The sequence below is a fragment of the Stenotrophomonas maltophilia genome, from assembly GCF_001676385.1.
Lineage (GTDB): Bacteria > Pseudomonadota > Gammaproteobacteria > Xanthomonadales > Xanthomonadaceae > Stenotrophomonas > Stenotrophomonas maltophilia_J.
Genome location: NZ_LYVJ01000001.1, coordinates 128,250 through 140,898 on the forward strand (window position 1 = coordinate 128,250; position 12,649 = coordinate 140,898).

Consider the following 12,649-nt stretch of genomic DNA (forward strand, 5'->3'; position numbering starts at 1 on the left):
CCGGATACCCAGGGGGGATATGCCTGTGTCGGGTCTGCGAAAGGCAATGCAGGGGGGGCTGCTGGGCCTGGCCATGCTCATGCTGGCCGGAACGGTGCGTGCGGCAACGGATCCGGTGCTGGTGCTGGGCCGGATCAGCGACGATCCCAAGGCCCACTACGCGCAGCTGCAGCCGTTGCTGGACTACGTGGTGGCACGCATGCACGACGTCGGCATCAAGGAGGGACGGATCCTGATGGCACGCGATCCCCAGCAGATGGCCAGCTATCTGCGGCGGGGACGGGTCGATTGGGTCACGGAGACCTCCGGCGCGGCAATGGCGCTGGGCCAGCGCAGTGGCGCCCGGCCACTGCTGCTGACCGAGCGCAATGGCGTGCGCGAGTACCAGACGGTGTTCTTCGTGCGGAGCGACAGTCCGATCCAGCGCCTGCGGGACCTGCACGGGCGGCGCCTGGCGCTGCAGAACACGGCGTCCACCAGCGCCTACCTGGTGCCGGTGATGACGTTGCTGGAGGAGGGGCTGTCGCCGCAGATCCTGGCCGGGGTGTGGGACGTGCCAGGCCCCGACTGCGTGGGCTATGTGTTCGCAAGGAGCGAGTTGAACATCGCGACGTACGTGCACAAGGGCGTGGTGGAGGCGGGGGCGGTAAGCAGCGTGGACTGGGACGATCAGCGCCGGGTACCGGCGGCGTTCCGGCGGGATTTCCGCGAACTGCTGCGTACCGAACCCTACCCGCGTGCCGTGGAGATGGTGCGTGCCGACCTCGACCCGAAGGTGCGCGATCGCCTGCAGGACATCCTGCTGCAGGCGGCGAGCGATCCGCAGGCGCAGGAGGCGTTGCATCGGTTTTTTGGTACTTCCGGTTTCCACCGCGTCGATGCGCATGCGCAGCAGCGGCTGGATGAATTGAAACAAGGATTGGCGCGCGTGCGGATGGAAGTGGAATGAAGTGGCTTGGCTCGGGGATGCAGGCCCGGTTCCTGCTCGCGATGGGCGGGGCGATGATCGTGGTGGTCTCGATCCTGGCGGTGCTGCTGGGACGCCAGGCGGCGATGCAGGCGGAGGTGCGCAATCTCAGTGGCAGCGTCATCCATGAACTGTTTGACCGCAGTGTGCGCAGCCGTGGCGAGGCCATGGCACGCGAGCTGTCCGACGCGCTGGCCAACCCCCTTTACTACCACGACCTGGACCAGGTCGGTGCCCTGGCGCGCAGCGTTTCGCGCCAGCCGGTGGTGCGCTACGTGCAGGTATTTGATCAACGCGGCCTGCTGGTGCATGACGGTTCGGTCGAAATGCCCGGCTTCGGCCAGCCGATGACCGATCCGCTCGCCGCGAAGGCGGTTGCCGCGCAGTCACTGATGGTGCAGGCGTCGCCGACGGTGCTCGACAATACGATGCCGATCATGATCGGCAACAAGCGCATCGGCGGGGTCCGTGTCGGCATGGCGCTGGACCAGGTCAGGCAGCGCGAGGCGGCCGCCAACGCGACCCTGGGCGAGCGCCTGCAGCAGGTCGGCAGCCGGCACCTGGGCTGGTTGCTGCTGATGCTGGGCCTGCTGGTGGTGATCGGCGTGGCGGTGATCGCGTACGTGCAGCGCACTCTGGTTGCGCCGATCCGCGATCTCGCCGCAGCCGCGCGCCGCATCGAGGCCGGTGACTACCAGGTGCCGCTGGCGGAGAACACGCGGGATGACGAAGTTGGCGAGCTGGTGCGTGGCTTCGCCCGCATGCGCGACGCGATTGCCCGCCATGATCGCGAGGTGCGCCGGATGGCCTATACCGATGCGTTGACCGGGCTGACCAACCGCCTGGCGTTCCGCGAGGCGCTTGACCATCGGTTGATGGCCGCGCGTGCCTCGAACCATCGGTTGGGCCTGCTGTTTGCCGACATCGATGATTTCAAGCGGGTCAATGACACGCTCGGCCATGAGGCCGGCGATGAAGCCCTGCTGCAGTTCTCGCAACGCATCGGCCGCGCGGTCACCGAGGCCGGTGGCGACGAAGCCCTGCTGGCCCGCTTCGGAGGCGACGAGTTCGTGATCCTGGTCGGCGATGGCGACGTGGCCGCGAACGCGCGGCTGCTGGCTGAAGTACTGGTGCGTGAGCTGGGCAAACCGCTGGTCGTGCAGGGCAGGGAGCTGTTCCTGGGGACCTCGATCGGGGTGACCCTGTTCCCCGACGACGCCGCCGATGCGACCACGCTGCTGAAGAACGGCGATATCGCCATGTACCAGGCGAAGATGGCCGGCAAGAACTGCTATCGCTATTACAGCCGGGCGATGGATCATGCCGTCGAGCGCCGCGTGCACATGGAACAGGAGCTGCGCGGGGCCTGGGAGCGCGGCGAGCTGCGCCTGGCCTACCAGCCGATCTTCCGCATGCGCGACCGCCGCATGGTGGGCGTCGAAGTTCTGCTGCGCTGGCAGCACCCGACCCTGGGTACGATTCCGCCATCGGTGTTCATCGAAGTGGCCGAGCAGAGTGGCCTGATCGAGATCATCGGCCCGAAGGTGCTGCGTGCGGCCTGCATCGAGGCCGCGCAGTGGCCACGCGGAGCGGCGGGAGACGATCCGTTCGTATCGGTGAACGTGTCACCACGGCAGCTGCGGGGCGGTGAGCTGCCGGCGCTGGTCGCGCAGTGCCTGCATGAGTCCGGGCTGCCAGCCTCGCGCCTGCACCTTGAACTGACCGAAACCGCAGTGATCGGTGACGAGATGGTCGCCGCGCAGCTGCTGGACAAGCTGCACCGTACCGGCGTGAAGGTGTGGCTGGATGATTTCGGCACCGGCTTCTCCGGCCTCAGCCACCTGCGCCAGGTACCCGTGGACGGAGTGAAGATCGACAAGAGCTTCGTCGCCGACATGCAACGGGATCCCGACGACCTGGCGCTGACCACGGCGATCATCGCCATGGCGCACGCACTGGGCATCACCGTGGTTGCCGAGGGCATCGAGCAGCAGGCGCAGTTTGAACTGCTGGTCCAGCGCGGTTGCGATCTGGGCCAGGGCTACTGGCTGAGCCACCCGGTCACCGCCACCGAGGTGGTGCGGATGATCGAGTCGGGGTTGTAGGTGTTGGCTTGGGGTCCGATTCCTTCTCCACGGGAAAGGGAATCGGACCCCGGTCCCGCGCTACACCGGGCGCTTGCTCGGATCGCCGGGCAGCTCGCGCACCAGTTTCGGAACCAGGTAGCCGGACAGGCGCGCGGTCAGTCCATCGATCAGCGCCTTGGCCTGGCTGTCGTCCACTTCAAAGTGGGCCACGCCCTCGACCCGGTCCAGCTGGTGCAGGTAGTAGGGCAGCACGCCGGCGGAGAAGCTGCGCTCGCTCAGTGCCTGCAGGGCCGGCACGCTGTCATTGACCCCGCGCAGCAGCACCGCCTGGTTCAGCAGCTGCGCACCGGTACCTCGCAGGCGTGCCATCGCCGCGTCCACGCTGGCGTCGAATTCGTTGGCATGGTTGGCGTGGACCACGATCGCCAGCGGCCACGGCAGGGCGCCCAGCCAGGAGACCAGCTCATCGTCCACGCGCTCCGGCAGCACGATCGGCAGGCGGCTGTGGATGCGCAGGCGGCGGATATGCGGGATCGCGCGCAGGGCATCGGTCAGTTCGACCAGCTTGTGCGTGGCCAGCGACAGCGGGTCGCCGCCGGACAGGATCACCTCGTCGATGTCGGGGTCGGCGGCGATGGCCTCCACCGCTTCCTGCCAGCTGCCCCTGGCGGCGTTCTCGGTGCCGTAGTCGAAGTGGCGGCGGAAGCAGTACCGGCAGTTGATCGCGCAGCTGCCGGTGGCGACCAGCAGGACACGCCCACGGTACTTCTGGATGACGCCGGTGGCCTTCCTGGCCGCGCCGTCGCCCACCGCATCGAAGCTGAACCCGGGCGCCGGGCGCATTTCCTCGTCGACCGGCAGCACCTGGCGCAGCAGCGGGTCGGTGGGGTCTCCCTTGCGCATGCGGGCCACGAAACCCTCCGGTACGCGCAGCGCGAACTGGGCCATGGCGGCCTCCGAGACACCCAGCGAGGCGGGATCCAGTTCCAGCCGTTCCAACAGGGCGTGCGGGTCGCGCAGCGCCTGGCGCCAGAGCTGCTGCCAGCGTGCGGGCGCGCCGGGCGACTGGGGCCGGGGGAAGGCGGAAAGCTGCATGGAGAGGGGGCCTGCGGTTATCATGGGGGCAGAAAAACAGTCGCCCACCGACACCCGGTGGGCTTTCCATTCTAACGGCTCGCCGCACCCGCGGCGTTTTCGCCACTGAGGAGTTTACGCATGGCCAGCTACGGCATGAACGACGTCAAGAACGGGATGAAGATCCTGGTCAACAATCAACCGGCCGTCATCACTGACACCGAATACGTCAAGCCGGGCAAGGGCCAGGCCTTCACCCGCGTGAAGTACCGCCTGATCAAGGACGGCCGTACCCAGGAAATCACCATGAAGTCGACCGACTCGCTGGAAGCGGCCGATGTCGTCGACACCGACATGAACTACATGTACAGCGACGGTGAGTACTGGCACTTCATGGACCCGGAGTCCTTCGAGCAGGTGCAGGCCACCAAGGCCGGCATGGGCGGCGCCGAGAAGTGGCTGAAGGGCGAAGAGTCCTGCGTGGTCACCCTGTGGAACGGTGAGCCGATCTTCGTGCAGCCGCCGAATTTCGTCGAACTGAAGATCACCGAAACCGATCCGGGCGTCCGTGGCGACACCTCGGGCGGCGGCGGCAAGCCGGCCACCCTGGAAACCGGCGCCGTGGTCCGCGTGCCGCTGTTCGTCAACCAGGACGAAGTGATCCGCGTCGATACCCGTTCGGGCGAATACTCGGCACGCGTCAAATAAGGTTCCGGCCGTAGGCCGGCCTTACTGTAGAGCCGAGCCATGCTCGGGTACGCGCCATCGCATTCGCGCTGGCGCTCCCATGATCTGCTTCGGCAGATCATGGGCCCCGTTTCACGAGTCTCCAGACCCCGCCGCTTCGCGGCAGCCCCTGTCCCAGGGGCGTGTCCCCCCAGAAGCATCTCGCCGCCCCCACTGCCAGTGAGCCTGCATGAGCGATAGCCCGCACCTCCCCGAAGCCTGCGACCTGCTCATCGAAGCCGGTTATGTGGTCCCGATCGAGCCGCATGCGGTGGTGCTCGAAGACCATGCCGTGGCCGTGCGTGGCAGCGAAATCGTCGCCATCCTGCCGCGCGCCGAGGCCCGCGCGCGATTCCGTGCCGCCCAGGTGGTCAGCCGCCCCCAGGCCGCGCTGATGCCCGGCCTGGTCAACGCGCACACGCACAACCCGATGACCCTGCTGCGTGGCATCGCCGACGACCTGCCGCTGATGACCTGGCTGCAGCAGCATATCTGGCCGGTGGAGGCCGCAGTGATCGGCCCGGAGTTCGTCGCCGACGGCACCACCCTGGCCATCGCCGAGATGCTCCGCGGCGGTACCACCTGCGCCAACGAGAACTACTTCTTCGGTGACGTGCAGGCCGCGGTCTACAGGAAGCACGGTTTCCGCGCGCTGGTCGGCGCGGTCATCATCGACTTCCCCACGGCCTGGGCGAAGAGCGATGACGAGTACTTCGCCAAGGCCGGCGAACTGCATGATCAATGGCGCACCGATCCGTTGATCGGCACCGCGTTCGCGCCGCATGCGCCGTATACCGTCAACGACGCCAATTTCGAGCGGGTGCGGATGCTGTCCGACCAGCTCGACATGCAGGTGCACCTGCACACCCATGAGACCGCGCAGGAGATCAACGATTCGATCAAGCTGCACGGCCAGCGCCCGCTGGCGCGGCTGGATCGGCTCGGCCTGGTCAATGACCGCCTGATCGCGGTGCACATGACCCAGCTGACCGATGCGGAGATCCACCTGTGCGCCGAGCGTGGCGTCAGCGTGGTGCATTGCCCGGAGTCCAACCTGAAGCTGGCGTCGGGTTTCTGCCCGGCCTGTGCCCTGCAGCGCGCCGGCGTGAACCTGGCGATCGGCACCGACGGCTGCGCCAGCAACAACGACCTGGACATGTTCAGCGAGAACCGCACGGCGGCCATCCTGGCCAAGGCCGTGGCCGACGATGCCACTGCCCTGGACGCGGCCACGACGCTGCGTGCGTCCACGCTGGGCGGCGCCCGCGCGCTGGGCTTCGGTGACCGTATCGGTTCGATCGAAGCCGGCAAGCAGGCCGACCTGGTCTGCGTCGATCTGTCCGCGCTGGAAACCCAGCCGCTGCACAATGTGTTGTCGCAGCTGGTGTACGCCACCGGCCGCCAGCAGGTCAGCGACGTCTGGATTGCCGGCCAGCCGAAGCTGGTGCAGCGCGAGCTGGTCGGCATGGACCTGCCGGGCATCATCGCCAACGCGCGCCAGTGGCGCGAGCGCATCCGTCATATCCGCGCCTGAACCCCGGCGCTGCAAGGACTTCCACATGACTGCCCCCCACGCATCCTCCAATTTCGATCAGGCCGAGCTGGACAAGTTCGCCGCGCTGGCCAACCGCTGGTGGGACGCCGACGGCCCGCAGAAGCCGCTGCATGCGCTGAACCCGGTGCGGCTGAAGTACGTGGCCGACCGCGTGCCGCTGCGCGGCGCGCGCGTGCTCGACATCGGCTGCGGTGGTGGCCTGTTGAGCGAAGCGCTGGCGCAGGCCGGTGCCGACGTCACTGCCATCGACCTGGCCCCGGAGCTGGTCAAGGTCGCACGCCTGCACGCGCTGGAAAGCGGGGCCAAGGTCGACTACCGGGTGCAGGCCGCCGAGGACCTTGCTGCGGAGCAGCCGGGCAGCTTCGACGTGGTCACCTGCATGGAGATGCTCGAGCATGTGCCGGATCCAGGCGCGATCATCGAGGCCTGCAAGCGCCTGCTGAAGCCGGGCGGTCATCTGTTCCTGTCGACCATCAACCGCACCGCCGCCGCCTTCGCGGTAGCGATCGTCGGTGCCGAGTACGTGGCGCGGCTGCTGCCCAAGGGCACCCACCACTACCAGGAGTTCATCAAGCCCGCCGAGCTGGCGCGCTGGCTGCGCGAGGCCGGCCTGCAGCTGGTGGACGTGAGTGGCATGGCCTACGAGCCGTGGCGCAACCATGCCCGCCTGAGCCACCGTACCGATATCAACTACCTGGCCTACGCGGTCAAGCCGGCATGACCGCCGCCCGCTTCCCGCGAGCAGTGCTGTTCGATCTGGATGGCACCCTGCTGGACAGCGCGCCGGACTTCGTCGCCACCTGCAATGCGATGCTGGCCGAGCGTGGCCGCGCGCCGGTCGATCCGGCGCAGCTGCGCCCGGTGGTCTCCAAGGGGTCGCGTGCAATGGTCGGTGCCGCCTTCCCTGACCTGGATGCCGCTGCGCGCGATGCGTTGATCCCGGAATTCCTGCGGCGCTACGAAGCGCTGATCGGCCAGCACGCGGTGCTGTTCGATGGCGTGGCCGGCATGCTGGGGGCGCTGGATGAGGCCGGCACGGCATGGGGCATCGTCACCAACAAGCCCGAGTACCTGGCGCGCCTGATTCTGCCGCAACATGGCTGGCAGCAGCGCTGCGCGGTCCTCGTGGGCGGCGACAGCCTGGCCGAGCGCAAGCCGCATCCGTTGCCGTTGCTGCACGCCGCGCAGGCCATCGGCGTCCCTGCCGGAGACTGCGTGTACGTGGGTGACGATGAGCGCGACATCATCGCCGCGCGCGCTGCAGCCATGCCATCGGTGGCGGCATTGTGGGGCTACCGCCTGCACAGCGACGACCCGCTGGCCTGGCAGGCCGACGTGCTGGTCGAGAACGCCGAACTCCTGCAACTGGCCAGCCTCTGGCCGACCCGGCCGGCGCCCCCGGCCCAGCCGTAAGGAATACCGTAGTGAGCAGTACCGCGCTGGACAGTTTCCTCGACAAGTGGCGCAGCCGTTGGCCGGAATGGTCGGTGGCCGCCCCGTTCGTGGCCGAATCGCAACGCGAGCTTGCGGTGGCATGGTTTGCGCTGCTGCAGGAATTCGACGACATGCTCAACACCAGCAGCGATCCGCTGCCGGCCGACGCCAAGCTGGCGTGGTGGGGCGAGGAACTGCGCAGCTGGGCCGCGCAGCGTTCGCGCCATCCGCTGGGCCGTCTGCTGGAGCCGGTACGGGCACCCTGGGCGCAGCTGGCCGAGGCGCTGCCGGATCTGGTCGAAGCGCGCACCGTCGCGCTGGATGCGGCGGGCGCCGAGCGCGCGCTGGCCAATTACGCCGAAGCGGTGGCGGCGGTGGAAGTGGCGCTGTTTGCCGACCAGCCGCGTGCCGGCGCCGGTCGTGCGGTGCAGCTGCAGACCCTGGCCCAGCGCCTGCAGGATGCCGGCGTGGCCGTTGTACCGCGCAGCCTGCTGGATCAGGATTCCAGTACCGCCGCGCAGCGCTGGGCACAGCATCTGCTGAAGGGCTGGGGCAGCCGCGTGCCCGGCCCGCGCCCGCGCCGCGTGTGGTCCAGCCTGGCGCGTGCGCGCGTGGCGGCGCGGGCCGCCGGCAAGCCGATTGAAGCCACGCCAGTGCGCACCCTGCTGCGCGTGTGGTGGGCCGCGCGCGGTTGATCCGGCGCTTCGCCGGGGATGGCCCGGCGCTACCGCGCGCGGATGATTGAATGCCGTCTGTAGGGCCGAGCCCATGCTCGGCGCATCCCTGCGCCACAGAAGCCGAGCGTGGGCTCGGCTCTACAACAGCAGCTCACCACTGCACCGGGCGATGGGTGTTATTTACGTTCCAGCACCAGCAGCGGGTCGATACGGGTGTCGAACCAGTTCATGCCCCAGTGCAGGTGCGGGCCGGTGGCACGGCCGGTGGCACCGACGGCGGCGATCACCTGGCCCTGTTCGACGCGATCTCCAACTTTCACGTCGATGCGCGACAGGTGCAGGAAATTGGAACTGACCCCGAAGCCGTGGTCGATCAGCAGGGTGCCGCCGGTCAGGTACAGGTCCGGGCCGGCGAAGGTGACGATACCGGCCGCCGGTGCCTTCACCGGGGTCCCGGTCGGCACCGCGATGTCCATGCCGGAATGACCGGCGCCGGGTTGGCCGTTGTACACGCGCGCATTGCCGAAGCGACCGCTGATGCGGCCCTGCACCGGCCAGATGAAGGTCTGGGTGAAGTCGGTGCGGTCGTCATCGCGGGCACGCGCGGCGGTCACCTGCGCTTGTTCGCGCTTGATCCGCTCGGCAATCGCGGGCGGCGGATTGACGGTCTTCGGTGGCACGCCGTTGACCCGTTCGGTCGGCCAGTCGCGCGGCGTCACCGCGATGGTCGCGGTCTCGCTGCCGCCATCGGGACGTTGCACCTGCACGCGCAAGGGGCCCTTCTCGTCGCGACCGATGCCGAACACCACGCTGCCATAGCCGCTCACCCGCAACTGGCGTCCGGCGTACTGCACGCGGCTGCCGGCGGGTACCTTGCCGATCACCATCGCGCCCTGCGAGGCACTGGCCGGAAACACCACGCGGCTGTCGATCAGGCTGCCGATGCCATCCTGCGCCCGCGCCGGCGTTGTGGAAAACAGGGGCGCCGCCAGCAGCAGCGCGCCGATCATCAGTGCCGAACGCATCAGCGGTCGTAGGTCATGCGCTGGCCGGCGGGCTGGCCCACCAGCTTGCTGCCGTCCCACACCAACTGGCCGTTGACCCAGGTGGAGGCAATGCGCGAACGGAAGGTAGTGCCTTCGAACGGCGACCAGCCGCACTTGGACAACACGTCCTCGCGCTTGACGGTGAACGGTACGTCTTCGACCAGTACCAGGTCGGCGAAGTAGCCTTCGCGCAGGAAGCCGCGCTCCTCGACGTCGAACAGCTGGGCCGGAGCATGCGCGAACTTCTGTACCACCTGCTCGCGGGTCAGCTTGCCTTCGTGCACGCGCTCCAGCGCCGCGACCAGCGCGTACTGCACCAGCGGCAGGCCCGACGGTGCCTGCGCGTAAGGCTTCTGCTTCTCGTCCCAGGTATGCGGTGCGTGGTCGGTGGCCAGCACGTCCAGCACGTCGTCGGCCAGCGCGGCGGTGATCGCCTCGCGGTCGGACACTTCCTTGATCGCCGGGTTGCACTTGATCAGGTTGCCCTTGGTCGCATAGTCCGGCCGCGCGAAGTGCAGGAAGTGCACGCAGGTTTCGGCGGTGATCTGCTTGCGGCTGCCGTCGGCGCGGATCAGGGGCCCCTTCTCGAAGAGCGCCAGCTCATCGGCGGTGGAGATGTGCAGCACGTGCAGCCGGGTGCCGTGCTTGCGTGCCAACGACATCGCAAGCCGGGTCGACTTGATGCAGGCCTCGCGCGAGCGGATGTCCGGGTGCATGTCCGGAGTCAGTGCATCGCCGTACTTTTCCTGGAAGGCCTTGAGGTTGGCATCGATCATCGGCGTGTCTTCGCAATGCGTGATGATCGGGGTCGGGCACTCGCGGAAGATCGCATCCAGCGTTTCCGGGTTGTCGACCAGCATGTTGCCGGTGGAGGCGCCCATGAACACCTTCACGCCCGGTGCCTTCTTCGGGTCCAGGGCGCGGATCGCGTCGAGATTGTCATTGCTGGCGCCATGGTAGAAGCCGTAGTTGGCCCAGGCGCGGCCGCGTGCCAGCTCATACTTGGCTTCGAGGATGGTCGAATCCAGGGTCGGTGGGTTGGTGTTGGGCATGTCCATGAAGCTGGTCAGGCCACCGGCCACGGCCGCGGCCGATTCGCTGGCGATATCGCCCTTGTGGGTCAGGCCCGGCTCGCGGAAGTGCACCTGGTCATCGATCATGCCGGGCAGCAGCCAGCGCCCGGCCGCGTCCACCACCTGTTCGCCGTCGCGCGGCGCCAGCCCGCTGCCGATCTGTGCGATGCGGCCGTTCTCGATGCGCAGGTCGCCTTCGAAGGTGCGGCCTTCGTTGACCATGCGCGCGTTGGTGATGAGGGAGGAGGACATGTCAGTGTTTTCCTGTGCAACGGCAAGAGGGGGCGTCGGTGGATCCGGGTACCGGATCGAAGCCACCGGGATGGAACGGATGGCAGCGGCCCAGCCGGCGGGCGGCCAACCAGCTGCCGCGCAGTGGACCGTGCCGCGAAATGGCGTCCATCGCGTATTCAGAACAGCTCGGCACGAAACGGCAGCGTGGCCCCAGCAGGGGGCTGATGAAGCGCTTGTAGAAGCGCAGCAGGGCAATGAGCAGGCGCGAGATCACCCAGTCATCTTATGCCAGTTGGCATGAAGCCCGCATTTGTGCAGGATGGGGCGTTGGTCGCATGTCGCCGATGGCCTGCGACCGGTACCAGTGCCTTCGGGCGCTGGCCAGGTTCCGTACCGCGCAAGGCGGTCCGTGTTCGTCGGACTGCCCCTTGGGCGCCCTGGCTCCAGGACTGAATGGAGCGGGGCCGCCGAGGTTGCTGCTGCGGGTCGGGTAGGCTATAAAGGCCCGCTTTCCCGGGCCCCGGGAAATCCAAGGAAGAGCGTTTCGTGGCTGCTAAAAAAACTGCAAAGAAGGCCGCAACGGCCGCCAAGAAAACCGCCAAGCCTGTTGTGAAGAAGTTGGCGGCAAAGCCCGTTGCCAAGAAGCCGGCCAGCAAGCCGGCGAGCAAGGCAGCGTCCTCGCAACCGGCGGCCAGGAAGGCCACCGCAAAGAAAGCGCCGGCCAAGGCAACCAGGCCGGCGGCGAAGAAGGCCGCCGCGCCCGCCAAGGCCAAGCCTGCTGCTGCCGGCAAGAAGGCGCCGGCGGTGAAGAAGGCGGCCAGCAAGGCTGCGCCGGTGAAGAAGGCCCCGGTCAAGCCGGCAGCGAAGAAGGCAGCCGCCAAGCCGGCGCCGAAGGCCGTGGTGAAGAAGGCTGCTGCCAAGCCCGTCGCCAAGCCCGCAGCGAAGAAGGCCGCCACGCCAAAACCGGCAGCCAAGCCTGCCGCTGTAAAGAAAGTCACCAAGAATGTAGCCACGCCGGCCGTAAAACCGGCCCCGGCTCCCGTTGTGAAGTCCGCACCGAAGCCGGCTGCCAAGCCGGCTCCGGCCAAGCCTGTCCCGGCCAAGACCGCGGCAGTGGCAGCAGCCCAACCGGTTTCCAAGCCGGCCCCGGCCGCTGCTCCAGCTGCATCGACCGCCCCGCAATCCAAGAATCCCGTGCCCGTTTCGAAATCGCCTGCCAAGACCGCCGTGAAATCCGATTCCGCCCCGAAGACCGTGCCGCGCCCTGTTGGCAAGGTTGCCGTGGCCGTGGCCGCCCGCTCGGCGGCGCCGGCCCCGCGCAGCAAGTACAAGGTGGTCGAGTACAAGACCGACGAGGCGACCGGTCGCCCGATCCTGCCGGCCGGCTACAAGCCGTCCCCGGAAGAGGAATACATGAGCCCGCTGCAGCAGGAATACTTCCGCCAGCGCCTGCAGAACTGGCGCGCGGACCTGGTGGAAGAGTCCAAGCAGACCATCGAGAACCTGCGTGAGGAAGTGCGTGACATCGGCGACGAAGCCGAGCGCGCGACGCGCGAGACCGAGAACTCGCTGGAACTGCGCACCCGCGACCGCTACCGCAAGCTGATCGGCAAGATCGATAGCACCCTCAAGCGCCTGGAAGCCGGCGATTACGGCTACTGCGTGGATACCGGTGAAGAGATCGGCCTGGAGCGCCTTGAGGCGCGCCTGACCGCCGAGCGCACCATCGATGCCCAGGAGCGTTGGGAGCACCTGCAGAAGCAGCAGGGCGACTGA

At 67.8% G+C, this 12,649-nt stretch carries 12 protein-coding genes; 8 read left to right on the forward strand and 4 right to left on the reverse strand.

What is annotated here, in order from left to right:
• The first annotated feature begins 19 nt into the window (after positions 1 to 19).
• Positions 20 to 949 carry a phosphate/phosphite/phosphonate ABC transporter substrate-binding protein gene (locus A9K58_RS00730; RefSeq protein WP_196769139.1) on the forward strand — a complete coding sequence of 310 codons (930 nt, stop codon included), beginning with the start codon at positions 20 to 22 and terminating at the stop codon, positions 947 to 949.
• Positions 946 to 3,072, forward strand: a complete 2,127-nt coding sequence (locus A9K58_RS00735; RefSeq protein WP_065197504.1) for a putative bifunctional diguanylate cyclase/phosphodiesterase — start codon at positions 946 to 948, stop codon at positions 3,070 to 3,072. The genes A9K58_RS00730 and A9K58_RS00735 overlap by 4 nt, the downstream gene beginning before the upstream one ends.
• A 60-nt stretch (positions 3,073 to 3,132) precedes the next feature.
• Here A9K58_RS00735 and epmB read toward each other — a convergent pair whose 3' ends face one another.
• Positions 3,133 to 4,173, reverse strand: coding sequence for an EF-P beta-lysylation protein EpmB (gene epmB, locus A9K58_RS00740; RefSeq protein ID WP_196769140.1), 1,041 nt, complete (start codon positions 4,171 to 4,173; stop codon positions 3,133 to 3,135).
• Between the two features lie 96 nt (positions 4,174 to 4,269).
• Here epmB and efp point away from each other — a divergent pair, with 96 nt between their 5' ends.
• The 5 genes from efp to A9K58_RS00765 all read left to right on the forward strand — a co-directional run bounded on the left by efp (position 4,270) and on the right by A9K58_RS00765 (position 8,538).
• Complete coding sequence (efp, locus tag A9K58_RS00745) at positions 4,270 to 4,836, forward strand: elongation factor P (RefSeq protein ID WP_065197506.1); 567 nt, start codon at positions 4,270 to 4,272, stop codon at positions 4,834 to 4,836.
• 208 nt (positions 4,837 to 5,044) lie between these two features.
• Positions 5,045 to 6,388: a TRZ/ATZ family hydrolase gene (locus A9K58_RS00750; protein ID WP_065197507.1), complete on the forward strand. Its 1,344-nt coding sequence runs from the start codon at positions 5,045 to 5,047 to the stop codon at positions 6,386 to 6,388.
• A gap of 25 nt (positions 6,389 to 6,413) precedes the next feature.
• The gene (ubiG, locus tag A9K58_RS00755; protein ID WP_065197508.1) at positions 6,414 to 7,130 is read left to right on the forward strand and encodes a bifunctional 2-polyprenyl-6-hydroxyphenol methylase/3-demethylubiquinol 3-O-methyltransferase UbiG; all 717 of its coding nucleotides are present in this window, start codon (positions 6,414 to 6,416) and stop codon (positions 7,128 to 7,130) included.
• Positions 7,127 to 7,822, forward strand: a complete 696-nt coding sequence (locus tag A9K58_RS00760; protein WP_065197509.1) for a phosphoglycolate phosphatase — start codon at positions 7,127 to 7,129, stop codon at positions 7,820 to 7,822. Before ubiG ends, A9K58_RS00760 begins: the two co-directional genes overlap by 4 nt.
• An 11-nt stretch (positions 7,823 to 7,833) precedes the next feature.
• Complete coding sequence (locus A9K58_RS00765; RefSeq protein ID WP_065197510.1) at positions 7,834 to 8,538, forward strand: isoprenoid biosynthesis enzyme family protein; 705 nt, start codon at positions 7,834 to 7,836, stop codon at positions 8,536 to 8,538.
• Positions 8,539 to 8,696: 158 nt separating this feature from the next.
• On the opposite strand, the gene A9K58_RS00770 is transcribed toward A9K58_RS00765, so the two are convergent.
• Genes A9K58_RS00770 through yidD form a run of 3 tightly spaced genes read right to left on the reverse strand, consistent with a single transcriptional unit; the run spans position 8,697 to position 11,147 of the window.
• On the reverse strand, positions 8,697 to 9,545 hold the full coding sequence (locus tag A9K58_RS00770) for a M23 family metallopeptidase (RefSeq protein WP_065197511.1): 849 nt from the start codon (positions 9,543 to 9,545) through the stop codon (positions 8,697 to 8,699).
• Positions 9,545 to 10,891, reverse strand: a complete 1,347-nt coding sequence (locus A9K58_RS00775) for a dihydroorotase (RefSeq protein ID WP_065197512.1) — start codon at positions 10,889 to 10,891, stop codon at positions 9,545 to 9,547. The genes A9K58_RS00770 and A9K58_RS00775 overlap by 1 nt, the downstream gene beginning before the upstream one ends.
• 1 nt (position 10,892) lies before the next feature.
• Entirely contained in the window at positions 10,893 to 11,147 is a 255-nt protein-coding gene (gene yidD / locus A9K58_RS00780; protein ID WP_065197513.1) for a membrane protein insertion efficiency factor YidD, read from the reverse strand.
• 272 nt (positions 11,148 to 11,419) lie between these two features.
• Here yidD and dksA point away from each other — a divergent pair, with 272 nt between their 5' ends.
• Positions 11,420 to 12,649 carry an RNA polymerase-binding protein DksA gene (gene dksA / locus A9K58_RS00785; protein ID WP_065197514.1) on the forward strand — a complete coding sequence of 410 codons (1,230 nt, stop codon included), beginning with the start codon at positions 11,420 to 11,422 and terminating at the stop codon, positions 12,647 to 12,649.